At 68.2% G+C, this 22,842-nt stretch carries 17 protein-coding genes; 10 read left to right on the top strand and 7 right to left on the bottom strand.

Going from position 1 to position 22,842, the window contains the following annotated elements; genetic code table 11:
• The first annotated feature begins 200 nt into the window (after positions 1-200).
• From ACGF7U_RS20485 to ACGF7U_RS20475, 3 genes are read left to right on the top strand one after another with little or no spacing between them, the layout of a single operon-like run.
• Complete coding sequence (locus tag ACGF7U_RS20485; protein ID WP_393109212.1) at positions 201-974, top strand: hypothetical protein; 774 nt, start codon at positions 201-203, stop codon at positions 972-974.
• Positions 974-3,154 (top strand): hypothetical protein, encoded by a 2,181-nt coding sequence (locus ACGF7U_RS20480; protein ID WP_393108816.1) that lies wholly within the window; start codon positions 974-976, stop codon positions 3,152-3,154. Before ACGF7U_RS20485 ends, ACGF7U_RS20480 begins: the two co-directional genes overlap by 1 nt.
• A gap of 1 nt (position 3,155) precedes the next feature.
• The gene (locus ACGF7U_RS20475; protein ID WP_393108814.1) at positions 3,156-4,037 is read left to right on the top strand and encodes a hypothetical protein; all 882 of its coding nucleotides are present in this window, start codon (positions 3,156-3,158) and stop codon (positions 4,035-4,037) included.
• 280 nt (positions 4,038-4,317) lie between these two features.
• Here the strand turns inward: ACGF7U_RS20475 and ACGF7U_RS20470 are convergent, their stop codons facing one another.
• From ACGF7U_RS20470 to ACGF7U_RS20450, 5 genes are all read right to left on the bottom strand, one after another.
• Positions 4,318-5,634 carry a hypothetical protein gene (locus ACGF7U_RS20470; RefSeq protein ID WP_393108812.1) on the bottom strand — a complete coding sequence of 439 codons (1,317 nt, stop codon included), beginning with the start codon at positions 5,632-5,634 and terminating at the stop codon, positions 4,318-4,320.
• 3 nt (positions 5,635-5,637) lie between these two features.
• Positions 5,638-6,885 carry a hypothetical protein gene (locus tag ACGF7U_RS20465; protein ID WP_393108810.1) on the bottom strand — a complete coding sequence of 416 codons (1,248 nt, stop codon included), beginning with the start codon at positions 6,883-6,885 and terminating at the stop codon, positions 5,638-5,640.
• The gene (gene pglX / locus ACGF7U_RS20460; protein WP_393108808.1) at positions 6,882-10,463 is read right to left on the bottom strand and encodes a BREX-2 system adenine-specific DNA-methyltransferase PglX; all 3,582 of its coding nucleotides are present in this window, start codon (positions 10,461-10,463) and stop codon (positions 6,882-6,884) included. Before pglX ends, ACGF7U_RS20465 begins: the two co-directional genes overlap by 4 nt.
• A gap of 106 nt (positions 10,464-10,569) precedes the next feature.
• Positions 10,570-12,051 carry a Fic family protein gene (locus ACGF7U_RS20455; protein ID WP_393108806.1) on the bottom strand — a complete coding sequence of 494 codons (1,482 nt, stop codon included), beginning with the start codon at positions 12,049-12,051 and terminating at the stop codon, positions 10,570-10,572.
• A gap of 59 nt (positions 12,052-12,110) precedes the next feature.
• Positions 12,111-12,350 carry a winged helix-turn-helix domain-containing protein gene (locus ACGF7U_RS20450; RefSeq protein ID WP_393108804.1) on the bottom strand — a complete coding sequence of 80 codons (240 nt, stop codon included), beginning with the start codon at positions 12,348-12,350 and terminating at the stop codon, positions 12,111-12,113.
• A gap of 318 nt (positions 12,351-12,668) precedes the next feature.
• On the opposite strand from ACGF7U_RS20450, the gene ACGF7U_RS20445 reads away from it, so the two are divergent.
• The 7 genes from ACGF7U_RS20445 to ACGF7U_RS20415 all read left to right on the top strand — a co-directional run bounded on the left by ACGF7U_RS20445 (position 12,669) and on the right by ACGF7U_RS20415 (position 17,380).
• A complete protein-coding gene (locus ACGF7U_RS20445) occupies positions 12,669-12,962 on the top strand; it encodes a DivIVA domain-containing protein (RefSeq protein ID WP_393108802.1) in 294 nt (97 codons plus the stop codon).
• Positions 12,959-13,234 carry a hypothetical protein gene (locus ACGF7U_RS20440; RefSeq protein ID WP_393108800.1) on the top strand — a complete coding sequence of 92 codons (276 nt, stop codon included), beginning with the start codon at positions 12,959-12,961 and terminating at the stop codon, positions 13,232-13,234. The genes ACGF7U_RS20445 and ACGF7U_RS20440 overlap by 4 nt, the downstream gene beginning before the upstream one ends.
• A 59-nt stretch (positions 13,235-13,293) precedes the next feature.
• Positions 13,294-14,118, top strand: coding sequence for a ribonuclease HI (locus ACGF7U_RS20435; RefSeq protein ID WP_393109210.1), 825 nt, complete (start codon positions 13,294-13,296; stop codon positions 14,116-14,118).
• A gap of 92 nt (positions 14,119-14,210) precedes the next feature.
• Positions 14,211-14,639, top strand: a complete 429-nt coding sequence (locus ACGF7U_RS20430) for a hypothetical protein (protein ID WP_393108798.1) — start codon at positions 14,211-14,213, stop codon at positions 14,637-14,639.
• Positions 14,640-14,646: 7 nt separating this feature from the next.
• The gene (locus ACGF7U_RS20425; protein ID WP_393108796.1) at positions 14,647-15,819 is read left to right on the top strand and encodes a hypothetical protein; all 1,173 of its coding nucleotides are present in this window, start codon (positions 14,647-14,649) and stop codon (positions 15,817-15,819) included.
• Complete coding sequence (locus ACGF7U_RS20420; protein ID WP_393108794.1) at positions 15,816-16,421, top strand: hypothetical protein; 606 nt, start codon at positions 15,816-15,818, stop codon at positions 16,419-16,421. The genes ACGF7U_RS20425 and ACGF7U_RS20420 overlap by 4 nt, the downstream gene beginning before the upstream one ends.
• Positions 16,418-17,380, top strand: coding sequence for a hypothetical protein (locus ACGF7U_RS20415; protein WP_393108792.1), 963 nt, complete (start codon positions 16,418-16,420; stop codon positions 17,378-17,380). The genes ACGF7U_RS20420 and ACGF7U_RS20415 overlap by 4 nt, the downstream gene beginning before the upstream one ends.
• On the opposite strand, the gene pglW is transcribed toward ACGF7U_RS20415, so the two are convergent.
• Both pglW and ACGF7U_RS20405 read right to left on the bottom strand, forming a co-directional pair.
• Positions 17,330-21,718 carry a BREX system serine/threonine kinase PglW gene (gene pglW, locus ACGF7U_RS20410; RefSeq protein WP_393108790.1) on the bottom strand — a complete coding sequence of 1,463 codons (4,389 nt, stop codon included), beginning with the start codon at positions 21,716-21,718 and terminating at the stop codon, positions 17,330-17,332. The genes ACGF7U_RS20415 and pglW overlap by 51 nt on opposite strands.
• A gap of 114 nt (positions 21,719-21,832) precedes the next feature.
• Positions 21,833-22,837: a HEAT repeat domain-containing protein gene (locus ACGF7U_RS20405; RefSeq protein ID WP_393108788.1), complete on the bottom strand. Its 1,005-nt coding sequence runs from the start codon at positions 22,835-22,837 to the stop codon at positions 21,833-21,835.
• Positions 22,838-22,842: the final 5 nt, after the last annotated feature.

Raw genomic sequence — 22,842 nt, 5'->3', positions numbered from 1 at the left:
GAAGGCTGATGCCACTACCTGCATGGAGTCGAAGTACGGGTTGTCAGCCATCCGACGGTGGGCCACAACCCGTACTTGTATGGAATTTCCAGTGCACCCGACCGGTAGAGATGACCTGACTGATTCACCTTGCCATCGAAGGGATGGAGCGCGTGCCTGACTTCGCAGATCCGGACCGGCGGGTCCTTGTCGCCGTGGACATGGAACGGTACAGCGGACGGGACAACGTCCTGCAGTATCGGGCTCAACTCGCCTTTCAGAAGATCATGGGAGAGGCCTGTGACGAACTGGGCTTCGACCGTGTCAATTGGCTGATCCAACAGGGCGGCGACGGCGAACTCGCCATCCTGCCGCAGGGGACGAGCGAACGGGCCGTCGTTACCCGGCTGACGCCCACGGTCGACCGGTTGCTGCGAGAGCACAACCGTGGCCTCAGTCCGGAGGCACGAATACGGTTGCGCATTGGCGTACACGAAGGGCTGGTACATCTCGACGGCGCGAACGGATACCCCGGGGACGCTGTCGTGACGGTCTGCCGGCTGGTCGACTCACCGCAGTTGAAGGCGGCGCTGCAGCAGTTCCCCGGCGCCGCGGTCGCGCTGATCGTTTCAGACCGGATCTACCAGGATATCGTTCGTCAATACCACGACCTCCGACCGGAACACTTCCGACGCGTCGCAGCCAGGCTGCCGGAAAAGTCCTTCGAGGCCGTGGCCTGGATCTACGTACCCGGCGAGGACGTCGCCGGGGATGGACTCCGCACCGATGTCGGTTGTGACGGTGCCGATCCTCTTACCGGCCACGACGATGGCGACGGCTCTGCCCAGCGCAGACCTGCCACCAGCCTGCGACCGAGCGGCGACGGGCAGGTGTTCCACAACATCACGTCGCATGGGGTCAACGCGTACGGCAACGGAAATGTCATCTCAACGACAGGCTCACACGATGCCGGTGATTCATGGCGGGCGTACTGATGAGTGAGGAGCAGCCCACCGGCGCTACGACGCCGCCCGCTTCCTTTTCCGTGGACGACGTTGAGCACAAGGTCGTTGCGTTGGCCGAACCGGGGCCCGGCGAACCGGCGACCGAGCCAGAGGGCACCGCGTCGGATAGCGACCAAAAAGACGAGATTCGGCCGGATTCGCTCCGCATGGATCCACGGGTCGGCGAAGAACTGTACGGCGCCCAGTTCTCGGCCACCTACTCTCGTGTGAACGCCCGAGGGGTGAACGCCCTCGGCAACAACAACACCATCCATGTCATCAACTACAAGGGCCAGCCACCCGCCAAGCCCATCATCAGGGACCTTGTGGAAGTACCGGAGCTTCTGCGGGTGTACGCCGGAGCGAGCGCGGACGCCGAGCTCGAAACGAAGCTAGGCGACAGGCCGACCGCATGCCTGGCTGGCCGTTCGAACACGGGCCGGTTCAGCACCGCGTGCGTCGCCTTGGCCCGACGCCACGGCGCAGATCGCGTACACGAGGTCATGCTGCCCGCCGGCGTTGGACCGGAGGTTCTTCATCGGGCGGCCGAAAGTCTCCTGGAAGGCCACGGCTACATCCTGCGGTTACCTGGCAACGGACACGGCCAGGCGATGCGGCTGCTGACGGATACCTTCCGGCGACGTGCAGCGAGCCTGCTCCTGATCAGGGACGACGACTCGCGCGCCGGTGGTCGGCACAGTGCGGAGGTGCAGCACCGACGTCCTGACCCGCTGGCCGTTTTCCGTGCTCATCTCAAGTACGGCCTGCGCGCCCAGCGGAAGCTGACTGCAGAAGAGAGCGGCCTGCACGCTGATAGCTACCTCCAGCATGGCGATCTTGTTCAGGCACTGCGGAACACGTACGGACCTCGAGAGGTCGTGCCGATCGCGAAGGCTGTCGTGGATCGGCATCCCGCTGACGACGACGTCCTCGCCGGAATCCTACGGATCTCTCAACCGAGGCGACGGGCGTACGCGGCAGCGATTCTCCGTTCCGACGCAGGGGGCGACGCACGACGGCCCCGCCGGGCCGACCAGCACGAGCGGGCATTCAGGATCGCGTACGCCGTCTTCGCCCGACAACCGCTGCACTACGTCTTCGAGGCGGCGGGCCTCCTGCTCGAAGAGATCGACGGTCAAGCCAAGCGACCGGACTGGGGCCGGCTGGCGTTGCAGCATCCGGTGTCGGAGTTACTCGGGCCCCTCGACGTCGACTGGCAGGAAGGCCGTGAAGCCGCTCGATCGCACGGGTCCTCGTCGCGCTCGGCCTGGCTGCACGACGGCGCGATGCGCGGCGTCATCATCGACGAGGCCTGGCACGAGTTCGACAGCACCAGACCCGCGCTGCTCAAGTGGCTTGACACGTTGGTGTCGGATAACGAGGAGCCGGTGCAACGAGCGGCCGCCGAGGTTGCCGGGTTGCTCGCCCACCACGACTTCGAGCGGGTCTGCGCGGACCTAGTCGACGACTGGGCATCGTCACCCAAGGCTCGGGTGCGTCAGGCAGCGGCCTGGGCGATGGTCGCGGCAGACATGGGCGGCCAGGTGGACCATCTTGTCCGCAGGCAGGTACGGGAATGGGCAGGCGGTCGCCGGAACTATCAGCGCGACGCAGCCGCCCGCGTCTACGCCAGCGGATTGCAACAGCCGGACCTGAGCTGGAGTTTGGCGGACCTGCGTCGTATCGCCGAGGACCAGATGCAACAGCACACGTCCACGGTGGCCGAGGGCATCTACCAGCTCTACACGCCACACAGAGCACATCAGATCATTTTTGAGTTGGCTCAGTGGTCGGATGACCGCCAGTTGCAGCGACACGCTGGCAGCGCCCTGCTCAACCTGGCTATGAGGCCGGTTGACGATTCTCCTGGCGGCCCGCCCGACCTGGTGACACGCCTTGCGACGAACGATGTCGACGGTGGGGACCTCGTCCGCCTCTGGCGGGTGTCGCTGCTCGCCACCGAACTGTCTCGACACGCCTGGTTCGTCCTCGGCCACTGGCTACGCCAAGCCGACTCGGAGGAGTTGTTCCGCAAGCCCATCGAGGCGCTGCTCAACGAACTTGCCGCCGTGCCAGCCCTACGGCGCCGGCTGCGGTTCCACCTCGTGCGGCTGGCCGAATTCGAAGACGGATTGCCGATGTGGCTCGAATCCGCGATGAGGAAGTGGTGACATGACAGACACCGCCAGCACGGGACGCCCCCCCTTCAAACCGTGGCGCCGGCTCGGATCGTGGCTGCTGATGCTGTGGCACCGCCTGCTGGCGACGCTGCGGGGGCCGGAGCCCATCCCAGATCCGCCCCCGCTATCTTCCCCGCCTCCGCCTCCACCGGGACGCTTGACCGAGCGCCGCGACGTCGCGGCACCGATCGTCGTCCCCGCGCGGGGATACGTGTTCACCTTTCACATCCGCGCCGCGTTCGTCTGGTCGTCCGACGGGATCCCCCGAGAGATCCTGAGCGGCTCCGCCCAGTACTTCATGCCGTATGCCATTCGCGTGCTGACCCGCCTCGCCGCCTCCCGCGCCCGCAACTTCGCCGCGCACCGGGCCAGGGAGCTGGAGGTGGAACTGCAACGTGCGCTCACGGAGACGGGGCCGTGGCGGTACGAGCGCGGTGGCGTACAGGTGATCTGCCAGCCGTACGTCTGGGTAGAGCTCGATGACCGCGTGAAGCAGACTATCCGACCGTACTGGGAACAACTCATCAAGCTCGACTGCGAGTACGACGTGGATGTGAAGCGGGCACAGCATGCCGAGCGGCTCAGCCGGCAGTGGTTGTCCATTCTCGAGAAATTGGTCGAAAGCCCTGTCGCGGGCGGCGCGGCACGATTGACCAACGAAAGACTTGCCGCCGTGGTTCAGGATCTCATCGCGGAGCAGCAGGCCGCCGCGCAGCGGCTGGAGGATCTGCTCGGTGAGAGACTGCGCAACGGCGATGCCTACGAGCAGGCCACCTCGTTCGACATTCTCGCCGAACATCTGAAGACCCAAGGGCGGGCGACGCCTGGAGAGTCGTCAGCATCTCGTAATGGCTCTGCACACGGATCTCGGTAGAGGCTGCCTCGCGGCGTACTCAGCAGCTGTCGTGCTAGGACCGCGGTACCAAAGGGTTATCGCCGCCCACGTGCGCCGTCTATTTGCTGCGAAGGCAAGCAGCGCCATCAGTGATCGGAATGAACCACTGTCGTGGTACGAGTTGGCTGGCGCGCGGCACCTCTTCCTGGTGGGTGACCTGACGTACGGCACGAGGCCCCTTTAGGGTCGAGGGAGCCTCGGCCTCGCGGCGGCGCTTGCTGAGATCGCGGTGGTCAGTCACTTTGCGCGCCGCGTCCGGTTAGGCAGCGAGTGCAGGGAACACTACGAGCGACCCGTCACTGCTCCGTTCGATCTCAATCGCAACGTCAGCCTGGTGGTTCCCCACGTTGAGGCCATCACCCAAGGCACGCAGGCGATATACGGCTTTGAGCAGGTCGTCGACCTCGCCCTGCGTGAACATGATGCTTCGGAAACCGCCGGGACGCCTGAGCTCGAGAGTCGACAGTCGGAGGAGGACCGAGTTGAGGCCTGATTCCAACTCTTCGACGCGACGCTCGTCGTCCTGCAAGGTTCCGATGAAGCTCTTGAACGGATTGTTCGTCTCCACCAGTTGAGCGTGTTCAACTGCTTGAAGGACGAGCACTCGGCGTTTGAGAGCGATGGCGAGCCGGGCAAACTCCAGGTGCGCGCGGAATGCTCCGCCTTCCTCGTCGATGCCGGGGAAGGCTTTCGTCAACGCGCCGATCTCAACCGGGCCGTCGGGCAGCGCAGCTAGCGCATCCTGCCATTTGAGGAGCCGACGCTTGGTTCGTTCGATCGCCGTGTTGATCGCGTACGACGAAGAATCCAGCCCTAGCGACAGGCCGATCCTACCCTGGTCGAGGAGTACCGACGTTGCCTTGTCGATCGCGTCCCGACAACCGTCCAACTCGCTGTGTTCGTTCTCGAGTTTGTCTTCGTTCAACTGCTCCAGGAGGTCGGTGATCCGCTCGATTGCTTTCTGGCGTTGGTGATCAGCGTAGGCGCTGACGCCGACCGCGACGGCCATCAGCACAAGTGGCGCGGCCACTGTCAACGCTCCGGCGCTGGCCGCGGCCACACCGGCTGTGGTGGCCGAGCCGGTTGCCGCACCCGCGACAGCGGCCTTGCCAGCAACGGGCACAAACGTGGCCTGGGCTGCGATGCCGCCGGTGGAGTTGACCAGCGCGCCGCGAATACCGCCTGCAGATGCCTTGGCAACCATCGGCCGGACAAGTCCTTTACCGACCTGTGCGGCGACCTTTGCCGGTACCACCATTCGGTAGAGCACGTCACCGGTGGCGGCGACGTTCAGCGTCGGAGGCGCCGACTTCGCTGTCTGAGCCACGAGTTGCGACAACTGCTGAGCGAGCGGACTGGCTGCATGAAGCGTAATCCCGCCGTTCCGCTCGCGCTTGGTTGATATCGGATGCGCTTCCAGCGTCGCGATGGGGGAATCTGCAAGTGTTGCCAGGGCTGTTCTCAGTTCTGCGAGCCGGGCCGGTGTCATGCCCTCATCGCCCAGCAGGTTCGGCACGCTCACGGCCTCCGTGGCGAGTGGCCATACTGGCACGGGAGCGTTGTTATCGATGGTCACGCCTTATCCCCTCCGCGAACTTACATCCACCCCATAGGCGGTGGTACCGCCACCGGCGTCGGGCTGGCCGCCTTTCGTCAGCGCAGCCGTCCAATCCGAAGTGCCCCGACCCTGCAGCAGGATGACGTGGTTGTCACCGCAGATGGCCGGCCAAGCCTCGTCCGTGCATCTCGATACGACCAGGACGGGCGTCGCAACGATTCCGCGCACCGCGAGGCGGTGGCGGTATTCGAGGATCTGGCCGAGGCCGAGCCGGAGCTGCTCGACCTCGTTATCTCCGACCACGCTCTTCACCTCGGCGATGAACTGCCGCCCGTCGGCGTCCCGCCAGGCCAAGTCCACTGGCACGCCGTGTAGTCCTGACCCGGCTCGTATGCCATCTCTGGCGAGGTGGTCGATCAGAGTCCGGCAGAGCCGATCGTGTTCGCTGACCCCTGCGCGGTAAGCGTCCGCGTCGAACGACCGCTGCATCGGCAGGCCGGCAGCGACAGTCGGTTGGGTGTACGGCCGATCGAAGCTGCGCTGGCCACCGGGGCCGACGGCAGTGGCGGCCTCACCGTCGAGCAGCGCCTCGGCGGCGACCCACGCCCGTGCCGCCACCTCGGGCCGATAGTCCTCGTGAAAGGGGAAATTCCTGGTGGCCAACCGCGCGGCCAGCATCCGCGCGGCCACCATGATCGGCGGCTGTTTCAGAAGCCAGAGGGCAGTCTCCACGTCCGGGCAGCGGAGCAGGATCTTCTCCTCCTCGAACGTCCTGGTCGTGTCGTCCGGCAGCTCGATGCCGCGCTCTTCCCACTCCTCGTCGTCCAGCGCTCCAGCCTCCCGTGCGGCGTAGAGAGGAGCCAGGGCCAGCCTGAGTCGCACCTCGTCGCCGCGCTCGTTCAGCCGGAGGAAGGCCACCGGGCCGACCGTCAAGCGCAGCCGTTGCCGCCCCGCCTCCTGCACCCGGGACAGCAGCCAGTGATTACCCGCCGTTGCCAGCACCTCCGGCACTGCCATCCGCAGAACCCAGCCCGCCAGCGCCCAGGACAACTGCTGCCGCTGGTCCAGTCCGTCGCGCCAGTCACCTTCAACGACGGCCGGCGCCGGAGCCAGCGGGGCAGGCTTCGGGGTGTCGAACACCCATGCGGCCAACTCGGCGGGTTCGGTGTGATGCCACAGTCGAGACCGCATTCGCCCGGCCAGCAGATCGGTCAACTCGCTGACATCAGCCGTGTTCCACCAACCGGTTGGCTCGACGCCCGTCGTCATGCCTTGGCCTTGCGACCGCGGGTGGCCTTGGGCGGGCGCCACGACGTGAGCGCCTCGTCGGTGAGGTGGAGGCGGTTGGTGGTCTCGGCGAGGAAGCCGTCGTAGATGTCCGCCGGCGAGGTGCCCCACTCCGGGTCGAACTCGCCGTGCCACTGGCGTACCCAAGGCAGGATCTCGCGCAGCCCCGCGACCAGCGGAAGCAGCCGGTCGGCGGCCCAGCCGTCCTCCTGCTCGCGGGCCACGATCAGGGTGGCCAGGGCCTGGGCCTGCTCGCGGTGGTCCCAGCCGGCCCAGCCGACCAGCAGCGACGGGTCACCGTCGCGGCTGGCACCCGGGTACGACACGAACCGTTCCTTGGGCACGTCGAGCTTGCCTCGGTGCTTCCAGTAGCTGCCCTTCAGGAAGTCCGCCGAGGTGTACTTCGGCGGCACCGGAATCTGCTTGCGGAACTCCCGCTTCGCCGCCTCGTCGGGCAGCGCGTCCTCCTGCCGCTGCAGGTCCCACACGTGCTCCCAGTCGGCGCGCTTGGCCAGCCCCGAGTCCTTGTAGCGCAGCGCGGCCAGGTGCGGCACGTGCTCGTCGGCGACCAGGTCGGCGATCACCTTGCCGAGATCCTGGCCGGGCGCGTAGAGGCTGGCGACAGCGAGCACGTCGGCGTCGCGGCGCAGCTCGTCGGCGAGCTGGGCGGTGGTCAGCGGGCGCGGCTGCTCCAGCCCGTCGACGTGGTGGTACCACAGCTCACGCGCCTCGCACCGGTCCAGCAGCCAGTCGCGCAACGCCTTGCGCTGCATCGCGTCCCAGCCCTCGGTGGCCCAGCGCCGCTTGCACTCCGGCCGCTCGATCAGCCCGATGTTGCGGTTCGACTCGATGAGCGCGATCCGCCGCTCCACGACCGCCTTGTACTCCGCCGACCAGGACGCCGGCAGCTCCGTGATCGGCGTCGACCCGTGCCGGGCGAACCACTGCGTCTCCAGGCCCTCGTCGCGCATCTTGCGGGCCAGCACGATCTCGAACGCCCGCTGCCCGAGCTGCAGCATCGGCGGCCGGACGCTCTCCGGGGCGGTCTGGTCCTCGTCCAGCAGCCCGTAGAGCGAATAGACCTGCCAGTCCAACTCCTCCTGCAAGCAGATCATCGCGCCACGCAGGTAGTGCCACTCGTAGCTGGCGGCATCCAGCCGGTCGCGGGTCGGCACCCCGGAGCCCGCGACCGCCGCCGGGCTCACGGTGGCAAGCCGCTGCGCCGCGCCGTCAATCTGCCGGCTCAACTCAAGGGGGTACGCCGACGGCAGCGGAAACTCCTGCAGCTTGGTTCCCGTGAACTCGTAGAAGTCCTCCCACGGAATCGTTGTCTGGCGTGCCCCCCTAGAGTCCACCGTGCTGCCCTTGTTATGGCTAACCTGCTTGAGCCAGAAGCAGGCGGTGGAACTGTTGAGTAGACCGAGCAGCCGCAGGTAATCATCTTCGGACGATCCCTTCGGAAGTTTGATTGCCGGCGCAGTGCGGTTGAACACTTTACCGCCGCGGTCAAGCGCGAATTGATTATGGGTCGCGACGAAAGAGAAACCGATAGAGCGAGGTTCCGCGTACCTCTTCGGAAAAAACATACTATGGTCGAACCAGCGAAGCCCTCTCTGCTCGGGCGTCTGCCCAAAGTCGACGCGACGAGAAAGAGCAGCCCTGGTCCTCCAATAGAATCGCTCCTCGGCAAGGTCGATCACCCGTGCATTCGCATCAGGATCATACGGGAATGCCGTCCAGATGGGCGAGTCAAGCAAGTAGTCACGGACATCCTCCCCACGAACAACTGGCACGATGGAGGGATCCATGCCGCGCGCACGCGCCGAGACCTTAGGCATGTAAAAGGCCTCGTCAAGCCCTGTATGCGTCGTCCGACCAATCACCTCGACCATCACATCGAGTTTCGCGGACATAGCGTCGAGTGCCGCGAGCAGTCCACTCGCCCCACCCCCCGACAAGCTCCATGGGAACTTAGCTAGAGCATCCCGAGGAAGGTCGCGGCAACTCACCCATTCGCTATCGGACCCCGGTGCCCCCACCTGGTCGCGGATGGCGCTCCAAACGAACCCATGCGCAGGGTCAATGGGAGCACCCGGCTCTCCTCGGATACCCAACACAGCCCTGACCGTGTCTCTCCGATTTTTGGCCGTGTTTCGACCAATCAACAAGACTGTCGGCGTGCCATGTCCGGGGATGTATGCCCCAGAGGTGTCAATGACGTGAGTAAGGTCTACCTTGTTAGCGAAAAAGTGCTCGATCAGCTTCTTGCCAAATTCCCGCTTCATAAACGAATTTGCGGTAATCTGACCGACATAGCCAGCGCCGCGACCATCTGGGGTGGGGTACTTCGCCAAGTCGAAGAAGCGCTGAGCGAAAGGCACGGACAGCGCATACTGCCGATGGCACACCTCTGGATACGCCTGCCGGTAGCGCCGGTTGGCCGCATCATCGTTCGGCGTGATGTAGGGCGGGTTACCGACGACAACGTGCCAGCGACCCGCATCCAAGATCCCTATGTGCTCCTGCACGTCCTCCGTCGAGTAATTCCGGTCAATCACTTCGCCGGTCTCGCTGATCATCGCCAACTGCTCCTCCCTGTCGAGAGAGTCCCCAACAGCAAGGTGCGTCCGGAACACGTAGGGGGCTGAATCAGCCAACGTCTTGACCCCGCAGGCGCGGAGGGCGGCGACGAGGAGGCGGAAGCGGGCGATGGCTACCGCGAAGGGGTTGATGTCGACGCCGTGGACGGCGTCGAGGGTGAGGCGTACTCGCTCGTGGGGGTCGCGGTTGGGGGCGTGCTGCTCCCACTCCTTCAGCAGGCGGTGGAACGCGCCGAGGACGAAGTGGCCCGAGCCACAGGTGGGGTCGATCATCTTGACCACGTCGTGGCCGAACTCTTCGATCGCCGGGGTCAGAGTCAGGTCGAGAATGAACTCCTCGACGAACTCCGGCGTCTGGAGCAGGGCGTAGGTCTTGCGGGCCGCCTCGGATAGGTCCTGGTAGAGGTCGCCGAGGAAGCGGGTGTCCCACTCCGGGTCGGTGAAGTCGTGAACCAGGCCACCGGTCTCGCCGCGCCTGTGCCAAAAGCCGATCAGGTTCTTGGCCTCGTCGTGGGACAGCGGGATCTGGTAGAGCGGGTTGTGCCGCTTGTCGAAGAGCGACTTGCCGGCCTGGGTGCTGGCGATGGCGTCGAAGCCTTGGTGCAGCCAGTCGCGCAGCGTCTTGTCAGGCTGGTCGCGGAAGAACTGCGCCTCGGCCTCCTCCGCCAGCACCAGCCGGTCGCCCGGACCTGCCAGGTAGGGGTCGGGCAGCAGCCCGTTGTCCTCGCAGAAGCGTACGAAGACGGTGCCGAGCACCCAGGCAACCGCGACCTGGGTGACGCGCTCGTCGCGCCAGGCCGCCCAAGTGGCGGCGGTACGCCCGACCTTGAAGGCGTGGTCGTACTCGCCACGCAGCTTGAGGCGCACCTCCTCGACCGACTCGGCCTGCTCCCGCAGGTCCTTTTCCAGGTTCTTGACCTGCTTCTGCAGGTCGGACAAGAGCAGCTTCCGGTCGATCACCCGACGACTCTAGCCGTCCCGCCCGCGGGACGGGGGTGGACGTTCAGCCAACGAGGGTGTCGGTTATCTGCACCGGATAGCCACGCCGTGGCAAGCGCCGGACGGATCAGCCCAGGCTGTTGCTGAAGCCGGCGATGCTCGCTGCCAAGGTTCGGTCCACGAACTCGCAGACTTCCTGCCAGCGGTCCGTTGCCGAGTCGGTGTAGATGAGGGTGACGCTGTCATCGGGGCCGGGATTGAGCAGCGGTACGTGCCGAGTCGGCTCGCCCGCTACATGGTTCTCCACCGATTCGGCGAACACCGTGACGGCAAGAACGCCGGTCTCACCCCGGCCCACCTTCTGTACGGCAACAACGTGGCGCATGGTCTGCCCCAGCACGGTGAGCCGCAACTGGACCCACCAACTTCCCTCACGCAGATTGGTATAGAAGTCGACGGCGTTCGCTGTCCGAATGAGTTGCGCACGCCAGTAGGCCGCATTCTCGTGCGGAGGCGTTGCCTGCGTTACCCGGGCCTCCGCAGCCGGGTCGGCTGACCGGAACGCCTCCACAAACTGGTCCCGCACCTGGCTGAGGTACTCAACCAGTCGCACGTGCAGTTCATCCGCCAGCGTGCGCGTCTGCTGCCTCTGTCGGTCGTCTCGTCCGTGCACCAGCGAACGAAGGCGCTCGGCGTAGGCGCGGGCGACGTCCACCGCACCGGCTCCGGCTGGTGCGATCTCCACCGATCCAGTGAGCGCCGACGTTAGGGCGTGGCGTTCCAACCGCGCGAAGAAGCGCACGAGTGGCCGGATGTCGCCGTCGTTCGCCTGTTCGAGCGCCGCAATGTAGTCGCCGCGTTGGCGCCGGTCCACGACCAGCGGAGCGTAGCGCGCTTGGAGAAGCACGAGCAATGTAAGCGCTCGCGCGACGCGCCCGTTGCCGTCTGCGAACGGATGGATTCGGATGAACCGGTGGTGCAGCCAAGCCGCCCGCACGATGGGATGCGCCGTCGCGGACATTGCCTCGTGCAGGGTGAGGAGTCGTTCCATCTCCGTCTGCACGTGCTCTGGAGGCGTAAAGTGGATGCGGGTGCCGTCTTCCCGCGTAACCGAGTTCGGCTGGGACTTCCACTCGCCGTGACGCAGGGTGGCACGGACGACCCGTCCGAACTGGTCCTGTGCCTCATAGGTGGGCTGGTGGCGGGTTACCAGCGCATGCAGTTCCCGGATGAAGTGCAGCGACAACGGCGAGTCTCCGCGCGCCGCGTCGGCGAGATATTCCAACGCAGCGTACTGATCCCGGATCACGGCGAGCGTGTCCTCGGTTAGCTCACCCTCACCCGCAGCGACGTCGAGGGTCAGGCCCTCGGCGACGAGCGCTTCGGTCACGCCCCAGTCGAGATCGTAAAGCCGCTCGATGATGCCAGTCTCGATGGCGTGCCTGCGCAGGCTGCGTTTGCGCGCCGCCTCGATTTCCTGTGGCGTGGCGAGCTGGAGATTGTCCTCCCACACTGCGCGGAGGCTGTCGGTCGCCGAAAGCAACTCGGCGACATCGCCATTCAACTCGGGCAGCGGCTCGACGCTGCACCAGGGAACATCAGGTGCCACAGGCAGTGAGCCTAGTGGCCACCCATTGGGTGCGGGCCGCCGACCGGCCGCAGTATCTTTCAGGGCTCCCGCATCCAGGTCTTCGGATCGGTGACGAAGATGCCCTTGCCCTGATGCCGTCGGATCACTCGCAGCGCTTCCAGCCGGACGTAGACCATCTGGATGGTGGACGTGCCCACCTTGTAGTCCGCCGCCATCTGTGCGATCGATGGCAGCTTGTCCTCTGGCTTGAGCCTCTTGGCCCTGACGCCGGCGATGATGTCGTCGGCGATACGGATGTAGTCGGGTGTTGTAGGCATGGCGCTCCTTGCGTGGCTCGCCAATTCGATCACGAACCGCCCACGAACGACAACAACCAGTGGTTGACATACACGAGTAAGTCGTTAGTGTTAGCGGCGGGCCGCTCCTCGCGTGGCAACGAGTTCGGCTCATCCCCCTGGTCGGGGCGGGTGCCCGTGCCCGTCCCGACCCGCCGGGCTGCTCTGCTGTCGTACCGCTGAATCGAGCTGCGGCGGCCGAGCGGGCGGGTCGTCCGCGGCCCCCTCGCGGACGACCCGCCCTTCCAGACCCACCGCGCGGAGCCTGCGCGCTCCCGCCCGCCCGCAGAGAGGATCGTCGTGGCTCAGGTGTATCGGGGCGGTCAGCCCTACCCGGCCGGCTATCCGGGCCGGTTGACGCCGCACGAGGTGCGCACCCGCGAGTTCGCCGCGCGCCGGCGCGGCGTCGACCCCGATGAGGTACGCGAGTTCCAGGCCCGGGTCTCCGACGAGCTGGCGATGCTCAACGAGACGGTACGGCTGCTCACGCAGGAGAACGACCGGATCAGGCGGGCGCTTCGCGACTGGCAGACCATGCACGCGCGGGAGTGCCGGCCGCCGGAGGAGCACCATCGCAACTCCGGTCGCTGGTGACCGCGCGCCCCTCCCCCGGCGACCTGCTCGTCGTCGACGGCCGCGCCTCAGTGCAGTTCGCCGGGGACCGCGCGCTGACCTTCCGCGTCGTCTCGGTGTGCGACCAACCGACGTACGCCGGCTGGATCTGGCTGACCGGCTACGTCCTAGACCGTCGCGGCCAGGCCACGGCGAAGCGCGAGATCTACGTCCAGCTCGCCGGCCTTCGCGTCGTCTCCCGCATGGTGTCGGAATGCCGACGCCAGAGCGAGGTCTGCTCTGCCGCTTCCTAGTGTGGTTAGCGGCTTCTATGCGGTTACGACGAACCCGGAGGAGGCAGCCTGTGGATCTGATGCAGCCGGGAACAGAGGTCAGGCTCTGCGAGAGCTGCCACGGCATCCTCGTGGAGGCAGAATCTCGGTGGCAGCATCCGGCGTGGGTCTTGGAGAAGTTTCCACAGCGACACTGCGAAACGCCGACGCCAGGCCGCCTCGCAAAAGCTCGGGAGGTGCGAGCCGGGTGGGGTTCGGACGTCCGCAAGGACGACTTTTTCCACATTCGCGAACTTGAGGATTACCTCGTCGATCCCGACGCAACGATTCATGTCGGCACTGACGGCTCCTACCGACATGTCGATGGCCCTGATATCCGGCAGAGGCCAATCTGCTGGGGCTTCTTGGCGTCGAACGGGCTGTACGGTCTCGGTGCCGCGAGAATGCCGCACCGCATGATCGGTCAACGGGTCCTACAAGCCGAGCTCCGTCCCATATGGTGGTCGCTCAGGCGTCTCGTCAGGACACACTATGTCCGCATCCTGAGCGATTCTCAGGACGCACTCGACGTGGTTGAGCAATGGCGCGCCGGGAGCGAGCAGATGCCGCCGGGCTACACGCTGGAGCGTGCGGGCGAGCGCAAGGCCACCATGCTGCAACTCGCGCAGCTGGTGGCAGAGAATGCCAGCCGGATAAGCGTCGAGAAAGTTCGAGGGCACACTGGACATCCCCTGAACGAGGGTGCCGACGCCCTAGCCAAGATCGCGAGGATGTGGGCGACCGGCCGGCTCGTCAAGGCGGAGGCTCACGCCGACGCGCGGCGTGTCGCGCGAGCACAACTGACCCGCTATCGGGAGAACTATGGGCGACCGGCCTCAGCAGTGCGGCTTTCCGCAGACAATTGATCGTCTCGAGCTGTGCTTGACAGGCATTTGGCGTTGGCATACTGGGCGGTGCCCGTTCCCCCGCGTGCACGATGCAATAGATGCGGTGATCCATGGACGACCTGTCGGCAGCAGGCCTGGCCGCCGCAGCGAGCGCGGCTCTGATCCAGGCCATGGCCTCGGACGTGTGGCTCAACGTGAAGGATCACGCGGCACGCATTTTCGGTCGCGACGAGTCGGAGTCGGTGGCCCGCGCGGAGCGGGTCCTGGAGGATTCGCGCGAACGGGTGTTGACCGCCTCGCCGGACGGCAGGGATACGGCTTCCGCCCTGGAGGCGGCCCGATGGGAGGGCCGGTTGCAGGCCCGGCTCGACGAGGACCCGGGCTTCGCCGTCGCGGTACGGGACCTGATCGCCGCAGCCCGGGCGGCCGGCGGAAACGTCGCTCAGTCGACCACTGTGCAGCAGAACGTGACCGCCGGCCGGGATGCGTACACAGCAGGCCGTGACCTCACCGTGGGCCGCCTCGACCGGGCGCCATGAGTGACGCGTGACCGTGCCCCAGCAGGATGTCAGCGCACGGCGCGACGGCTATGTCGCAGGCCGGGACCTGCACCTGCATGTGGCGGGGCAGCAGCTCAGTCTCTATCCGGAGGAACGCTTCGCGACGCCGCTGACCTATGACCGCGCACGGCCGATCTTCGTGCAGTACCTGAATCCGGAGATCCGGTCCTGTTACGGCCGCCCGCAGACGGCCCGTTTCACCGAGACGGATCTGGCCCAGGTGCTGCACGCGACGCGGCTGGCCGTGCTCGCCACCGACGAACACCTGATCCTTCCCGCGTCGTACCTGTTCGAGGTGCCCAGCCTGTCGGTCTTCCTCACCCGGATCAGGTCGCTCGTGGTTCGCGGCGTGGTCCACTATTCGTCGCACATCGCCGACCTCGACTCCTACGTGGAACACAAGGCCCTCGAATACCGCGGCGACGCCCGCAACCCCTACGAGCTGCCCCCGCACCGCAGCCTCACCGATGGCCTCGTCTGGCGGCCCCGCTACGCGCAGAACACCGCCACCGACATCGGCCAGAGCTGGGGCACCGCGTTGCAGCCGGACGGCGAACTGGCCGCGACGCTCGCCAGCATCGCCCGCCGCTGGCCCCCGAGGGCCGGTGACGTCGAGACGCACCTGCATGAGGTGCCCGAACGGCTCGACGGGCAGGCGTTCATCAGCCGATTCGTCCGGGCCACGGTGCCGGTGCCCCTGGGAGGCGAGGAGCGGGCCAGGATCGACATGTTCCTGTCCCGCGAATACCTCGCCAGCTACCTTCGCGACCTCGACGCCGCCATCGTCACCGACTTCGACTTCGGCGACTTCTCCTGCGGCATCCGTCAGATGCGGGCCTCCCTCGCGGACCGCGTGCTGTCCGCCCGCTCGTTCGACCTCGGCCTGCGATGGCTCGGCATCCACGACTTCGTCCACCGCAGCGCCCGCTGGCCCGATCTGCTTTCTCTGCGCTCGACTCCCGAGTTCGGCACCGTCGCCACCGCCACGCAGCATCCGGTGCTGCGCGCCCGGCTCCGGGAGGCGGTGATCCGCGGGCGGAAGCGCCTCCGGTTCCAGAACGCGGCGACCATCCAGCAGGCACTGACTGTGGTGGCCGTCGTCGCCAACAGGCTCGATGTCACGTTGAACCAGGCAGACCCCGACCGAAGGGCACGATGATGCTGATCTCCGTTTACTGCTCCGGATCGATCATCAAGGGCGGGGGCGACCAACATCGTCTCTGCTGGACCGATGTGGAGCGGGAAGAGGTCGCGGGCGGGGCGGCTCCCTGCGACGTCGTCTTCCTCAACCCCGACGATCCGATACCGGACGCGGGCAACACGCTGGGCCAGTTCGGCCGGGACATGTACCAGGTGATGGTGGCGACGGCGGTCATCGTCGACGCGCGGGTACGCCGCGGTATCGGCATCGGTGTCGAGATGGCGGCAGCGGTCACGCTGGGAACGCCCGTGGTCGTGGTCGCTCCGCGCAACTCGCAGTACCGCAGTGACGTCCTGGAATATCGCGGCGTGCGGGTGACCGATTACGTGCACCCGCACGTGGCGGCGCTCGCCACCGAGGTGGTCGACGACTTCGCCGCCGCCGGTCGCGCCCTCGTGGCGCTGGCCGACCGACCCAAGGCGGCCCAACCTCGTCCTGCCTGGCTGTCCGCCGCACTGGACGAGTACGAGAACAACGTGCTCGACATCGACGCACCGATGCTCGATGCGCTCAGAAGGATCAGGGCGGGCGCGCCGCGAGTGCCCAGCACGACGGCATGATCGCCGACACGGGGTCCAGCGCCGTCGAGCCGATCGGCACCAGGACGGGTGTCACCGGTCTCCACCTGGTGCACAACCGGCACCTGGAAACGCTGCTGTTCGACCGCAACCTGACGGACCTGCCGTTTCGGCGGGCGTGCCTCGCCAGCAGCCGGGAGTTCGTCCGGCACATCCGGGACGAGCTCGACGGCGCCGACATCGCCGAGCTGATCGTCCTGAGCAAGGGCCTCGTCTACCAGCTCGCGGAGGCGGTCGCTCTAGAGGCGGGCCGGAACCTGCCGGCGAATCTGGTCTCCACAAGCAGGGTGGCCGTCGCCTCCGACGACGCCACGGTCGAGGTGTCCTACGCGCGGTTCGACGCCGGCGGCTCGACGCTGCTGATCGGCGACACCGTCGCCTCCGGCGCGACGATCGTGGCGGCGCTGCGGGAATACCAGCGGTTCCACCCGGTCCGCCGCCTGTACGTGCTGTCGTATGCGGGCGCTCTGCACGGTGCGGCTCGCATCGCCGACTACTGTGCCGACAGCGGCATCGAGTGCACCATGCTCTTCGGCCTGGCCGCGTTCGGGCTCGCCGAGAACGGATTCAACCTGTCGTTCCTGCACCCCGCGACCGTCACCAGGGACGCCTACCGCGAGCGGGCGCGACGGCAGTTCGCCGGCAAGCCCGTGTCAGCAGTCGGCTGGGACTTCGGCTCGCAGTCCATGGCACCGGGAAAATACCGCCAGCTCTGCTGGGTCGAGGCCGGCGTGTGGGGCCTGCACGGCTCACCGGCCCTCGCCGTCGCCCGCGCGCCGGAGAACATGGATGCCCTCGCCCACGAGGCTCCCGCCTACACGGGCACGACCCTTCAGGCACCCGGCAACGACGTGGCCAGAAGCGTCGAGCCCACGGCGCATGCCCGGGCGTCAAGCGAGGGCTGCGCTGCGGTGGGCGTTGACGACCCAGGCGTCCGGTAGGGCGATCCACTCGTTGTCGCCCACCCGCACCACCGCGCCGTCCAGCTTGGGCAGCAACGCCGGGTCCTCCATCGGGCAGAGCAGCCACACGTCGCCCGCTCCACCGCGCGCCGCGTCGGCCAGCTCGTAGAGCCGATCCATCGCCCGGTACCGCGCCAGCACCGCCGCGTCGTTCAGCAGCACCGGCCCCGCACCGGCCCGCAGCTCAGCGCGCAGCTCGGGCGCGGCGAGCTGCCACGCCTGCTCGACGTACTCGCCCAGCTTGATCGCCGCCCGGGAGCCCGGCTCCGCGACGTCCGCGCCGAGCACCGTCTCCCAGGTCGGCTTCGGGCGGGCGTCGACCAGGGCGTGCAGGTGCGCCAGGAAACGGGCCGCCACGTTCACTGGCCGGGCGTCGAAGCGCCGGACCAGTTCCTCCTGGGCCAGGGCGTACCGGTTGAGACGTACCGTCAGGGCCCGGAAGCCGCCGGCGGACCGGGCGCCCATCAGCCGCTCCTCGGCGCGCATCGCCGTCGCCAGCTCCGGCGACTCGGCCGTCCACCGGCTCGGCGCCGCCGTCGCCGACGGGCGGCGCTGCAGGATCGACACCGAGGAGGAGGCGTTGCGGGGCGGCGGCGGAACGTACCGGTCGCGGTCCCAACGCAGTTCGAAGCCGGCCTCGGCGAGCAGCCGGTCCAGCTTCGGGTGCGGCGGCAACTGCTCCAGCTCCGGGAACCGCGCGGCCACCCGGTCCGCGACCTGCGCCGGGGTCAGCCCACGCCGGTCGGGGCCGGTAGCCGGGGGCACCACGCCCGCCTGCGCGAGTCGCAGCGCCCGGACCGGGTCGAGGTCGCGCGGGTAGAGCTCCAGCCGCGCGGTCGCGGCGGCCCGCTCGGAGGCCACGGCGGCGAGCAGCACCCGGCGCCGGTCGTCGATCGCGTCGGCCGCCCCGCCGGGCGCGGACACCGCGGCGAGGGTACGCAGCACCGTCGCCGGGCTCGGCAGCACCTCGCTGGCGGCGAGCTTGTCGGCGGCCTTGCCGAGCGCGTCGGCGTAGTCGAGCAGGGCCGGCGCGGCCGGGGTGTCCGGGGCGTCGTCCTCGCCCGCCTCCAGGGCCACCAGCAGCCGCTCGCCGTGCCGGCGCAGCAGCAGGCGCGGCTCGTCGGCGAGGGCGTCGATCTCCACGGCGGCCCGCACCGCGGCGAGCGCCACCGCCCGGCGCAGCGCGTCGCCGGTGCGCACCGAGCCACGGCTGCCGAGCAGCGCGGTGGCCAGCTCGGGAACGCCCATCACTCGACCGCCGTCGCGCAGCAGCTCGATGATCTGCGTACGCACGCTGCCGACGACGGGGATGTCGTGCCAGCGTTTGCGCTGCTTGCCGAGGATCTGCGCGACCCGGCCGGAGGTGACGCCCAACGCGGCGGCGACCTGCGGCTGCTGCGGCCAGGGCGGCAGCGCCGGCAACGCGCCGGAGGAGTCGGGCAGGTGCAGCAGCAGTCGGGTGCCCTCGATCTCGGTGCCGTTGCGGCCGTTCTTCGCCGGCAGCAGCAGCGTGGCGATCGCGTCCAGGCCGACGCGTACCAGATCGGCGTCCCCGTGGCCGGCGGCGGTCTCCGTGGCCACCTCGGCGGTGGCCGCCCTGCGGGCGGCGGGGGTGGTGGGGATGGTCTCCCGCTCCCCCAGCCTGCCCCGCCACTCCTTGACCCGGCGCTGCAGCTCCTTGCGGGTCCGCGCGCCGAGGCCGGGGAGGGTGGCGAGCCTGTTCGCCACGGTGAGCAGCTCACCGACGGTGGTGGCCTCCAGCCGGTGGGCGGCCGAGACGGCGCGTGGGGTGAGGCCGGCGGCCTCCAGCGCGGTGGCCCGGGTCGCCCTGGTCGCGGCCTCGTCGCGGGCCGCCTCGGCGACCTTCTCGTCCGGCTCGTCGGCCTCGATCTCGGGGTGGTCGGTGCCGACGGGGGCGCTCGCGTCGGAGCGGCGGAACACCTGATGCCAGGCGTCGCGCATGTCCTTGAGCGAGGCGAACCGCTCGCGGTGGTTCCGGTGCAGCGCCTGATGGAAGAAGTCGACCAGGTCGTCGCGGATCGCCGGGTCGAACGCCTCCACGGCCAGCACCGGCGGACCCTCGGTGAGCTGCGGCTCCGTGCCGCCGTCGCCCCAGACCGGCAGCTCGCCGGAGGCCATCTCGTGCAGGGTGACCGCGAGGGCGTACCACTCGGCGTGCTTGTCGTAGACCTGCCGGGTGGCGCTGCCGAGGAAGGGGTCGAGGTAGCGGGGGGTGCCGGCGGCGATCTCCTTGACCGAGACTCCGGCCAGGGAGAAGTCGAAGAGCACCAGCTGCCGGGTGCGGTTGGGGCGGATCCGGATGGCGATGTTGTCGGGCTTGATGTCGCGGTGGTAGACGCCCTCGCCCTCCAGGTAGTCGAGCGCGCCGAAGAGGTAGTCGCTGTAGGTCTCCAGCTCGTCGACGGTGAGGCGGCCGTCGTCGCGCAGCTTGCGGGCCAGGGTGTGGTCGCCGGCGTGCTCCAGCACCACGACGGTGCGGTTGCCGAGCTGCAGTGGCTCGGGCCGGGCCAGTCGGATCACCCGGGAGTCGGTGAGCGGGCCGAGCACCCGGGCCTCGTGGGCCAGCCGGGCGCCCTTCTCGTCGGACAGGCCTACCTTGAGCACCTCGTCCTTGCCGGTGCGATCGTTGTGCGCGAGGAACGCGCGGCAGGTCGAGCCGGTGCCCAGGCTCTTCTTGATCGTCCACTCCCCGACCCGGTCGCCGCCGCGCGCCTCCAGCGGGTCGACCTGCTCGGGCTCCGGCTCCTCCGGGTGCACGGAGGCGGGCGGCGGGGCGGTCAGCTCGTCCTCGACGACCTGCAGCATCTCGACGAACTCGGCGACGGTGGTGAGCCGCTGGGTCGGCACCGGGGCGGTGGCCGCCTGGATCAGCTCGTCGGCGAAGAGGCTGATCCCGTCAGCCACGGCGGTGGCCCGCAGTCCGTTGTCGCGGGCCAGCCGGGAGAGCAGCTCGGGACGCTTGGTCGCCGGGGGCTCGCCGGTCAGGATCAGGTAGGCCAGCGCGCCCAGCCCGAACACGTCCATCGCGACCGCGTCCGGCGTCGGGGCGGTCAGTTCGGGCGCGAGGTACGCCTCGGCGGAACGCTCGATGTGTGAGGCGGCGTGCGAGGAGAGGGTCACCGGGTCGCCACTGCTGCCGCCGGCGGTGTCGGCGCCCCGGGTCGCCGCCTGCCAGTCGCTGATCTGCAACTGGGGCACCAGCCATGCCTCGTCCTCGCTGCCGCCCCGACGCCGTCGCCCTGGGCTGACCAGCACGCTGCGGGCCGACAGGGCGCGGTGGTGCAGCCGCCGGCGGTGCGCGTACGCGACCGTCTCGGCGAGCTGACGGATCATGGCGAGCCGGCTCAGCGCGTCGAGGCGGTCGCCGTACTGGGCCATGTAGTGGTCCAGCCGGATGGAGCGGGGGTCGTACCGGAAGATCAGGGCCGGGCCGGCCTCGTGCGACTCCATCGAGTCGACCCGCACGATGCCCGGGTGGTTGATGCCGTGCAGGACAGTCATCTCGCGCTTGGCGGCGCGTTCGATGCTCGCCCGCTCGGCCTGCACGGCGTTGCGTTCGACCAGGTAGATCCGGATCCGCCGGTGCTCGCGCTCCAGGTCCCGGTGGCGGGCGTGGTGGTCCTGCCACGTCGGGCCCAGGTCGAACGGGCGGGTTTCCAGCTCCCACGACCCGATCTGGTAGTGCTTGCGGCTACGGGCGATGCCGACGGCCTTGAGCAGCTCCGGCAGTGCGGCCGACATCTCCTTGGTGACGCGCTGCCGCTCGTCCTGCGGCGGGCGCTGGAGCAGCGAGCCGATCGCCGGCAGCGGACCCGGCTGGTGGCCGGGCAGCGGCTCGGGGCCGTGGATGCCGTGCAGGTGGTGCTCGGCGAGGTTGACGATCAGACCGGGCTTGGACAGGAAGACCGCCGCCTGCACGAACGGGATCCTGACCGGCGGGCCCTTGCGCTGGCTCGCCGCCACCTGGAGCAGGGACTTGAGCTTCTTGGCCTTGAGGTCCGCCAGGTGCAGGGGGTTGTCGAACGTGCGGGTGCCACTCGGACCGTGCAGGATCCAGTTGGAGCCGCTGGAGGTCAGCCGGCCGGTCAAACTCTTGATCTCGATGAGGTAGAGGCCACCCGGGCCCGCCGCCAGCAGGTCCACCTCGTAGGGGTGGCCGGTCTGGGCGGTGAAGGTGAAGTTCGACCAGGCGCGGTAGGGCTCGGTGTCGGGCAGCAACGCCTGGATGTGCGCCAGCGCCTCCCGCTCGTGCGCGAACTGCGACGGCGTGATCGTCGTCCACCGGCCCTCCTGCATGCCAGTGATCCTAAGACCTGCTCATCCGTCCGCTGCCCCTCCGCCCGAGCGGAGCCTGGAGTGGCGGCCACGCCAAGCTTCGCCGCGTCGACGGAACCGACCGCCGAGAGCTCGTCACCGCGCGCTGCGTAGCTTGAGGACGTACGCCGCGGTGAGCGCGACGGCGCGGTCTTCGTCACGCGACAGATCTGCGAGGGCACGTGACGCCGTGGTCCCCGGGATGTCCGCGAGCGCCTGTGTCAGCCGTCGACGTGCAGACGGGTGAACGGCGCTGTGGGCGAGGCGGTCGACGAGCCTGGTAGCGATCTGGTCCGCCAACGCGGGATCACTCGCCAGCGCGCTCAACGCATCGGCTGCGTCGACGTCATTCGCCTCCTCGACGACCATGTCGATGAGCGTCGGGATCGCGTCGGCTTCGCCACGTGCCCCGAGCGCCAGAGCCGCATGCCTGCGGACCACGATGTCGGAGTTCGCGAGGGCCTCCTGCAGCAGTGCGGTCGCCTGCCCGTTCGGGATCTCGGCGATGGCCTGGACGGCACGTTTCCGCACCTCGGCCGCGGCTGAGCGGAGGCCCTCGGCCAGCAGCGCCAGTCCGCCGTCGCCCGATCGCGCCAGAGCCCATCGAAGGGCTCCGGCGACGTTCGGGTCCGTCTCGCTCAACGCCGCATCGACCAGTGCTTCCACCGGCACCGGAACCTCTTCGACCGAGGACAGGGCCGCGCGCTGACGCTTCCCGGCGCTCTCCGACCCCAACGCCTGCAGTAGCGCGACGATCTGGAGGACGTCCTCCCAGGCGGCGGGTTCCGCGGCACCGATCCGACGGAGTCGGGTGAGCAACTCCGTCTCAGCCGCAATGCGCTCTCGCGTCCGGCGGATGAGGTCGTCGACGAGTTCCGAGGGCGTGAAGCCGGGATCATCGAGCGCGCGCCTGACGTCACGCAGCGACAGCCCCAGCGACCGCAGGCTCTCGATATGGAAGATTCGCTGGATGTCCTCGCTGGAGTACTCGCGATAGCCGGCACTGGTACGGCCCGTCGGTCGCACCAGGCCGAGGGAGTCGTAGTGCCTGAGCATGCGGGCGCTGACCCCGGACCGTCGTGCCACCTCACCGATCAACACTGCCT

This window comes from Micromonospora sp. NPDC047670 (genome assembly GCF_043204915.1).
Lineage (GTDB): Bacteria > Actinomycetota > Actinomycetes > Mycobacteriales > Micromonosporaceae > Micromonospora.
Note: the sequence above shows the minus strand (reverse complement) of the source record. Positions and strands in the feature narration are given on the sequence as shown.

Excerpts from the sequence above, each read along its gene's own strand:
- ACGF7U_RS20485 (WP_393109212.1), top strand. The coding sequence starts at position 201 with ATGGAACGGTACAGCGGACGGGACAACGTCCTGCAGTATCGGGCTCAA.
- ACGF7U_RS20480 (WP_393108816.1), top strand. The coding sequence starts at position 974 with ATGAGTGAGGAGCAGCCCACCGGCGCTACGACGCCGCCCGCTTCCTTT.
- ACGF7U_RS20475 (WP_393108814.1), top strand. The coding sequence starts at position 3,156 with ATGACAGACACCGCCAGCACGGGACGCCCCCCCTTCAAACCGTGGCGC.
- ACGF7U_RS20465 (WP_393108810.1), bottom strand. The coding sequence starts at position 6,885 with ATGACGACGGGCGTCGAGCCAACCGGTTGGTGGAACACGGCTGATGTC.
- ACGF7U_RS20450 (WP_393108804.1), bottom strand. The coding sequence starts at position 12,350 with ATGCCTACAACACCCGACTACATCCGTATCGCCGACGACATCATCGCC.
- ACGF7U_RS20435 (WP_393109210.1), top strand. The coding sequence starts at position 13,294 with ATGCAGCCGGGAACAGAGGTCAGGCTCTGCGAGAGCTGCCACGGCATC.
- ACGF7U_RS20430 (WP_393108798.1), top strand. The coding sequence starts at position 14,211 with ATGGACGACCTGTCGGCAGCAGGCCTGGCCGCCGCAGCGAGCGCGGCT.
- ACGF7U_RS20420 (WP_393108794.1), top strand. The coding sequence starts at position 15,816 with ATGATGCTGATCTCCGTTTACTGCTCCGGATCGATCATCAAGGGCGGG.
- ACGF7U_RS20415 (WP_393108792.1), top strand. The coding sequence starts at position 16,418 with ATGATCGCCGACACGGGGTCCAGCGCCGTCGAGCCGATCGGCACCAGG.
- pglW (WP_393108790.1), bottom strand. The coding sequence starts at position 21,718 with ATGCAGGAGGGCCGGTGGACGACGATCACGCCGTCGCAGTTCGCGCAC.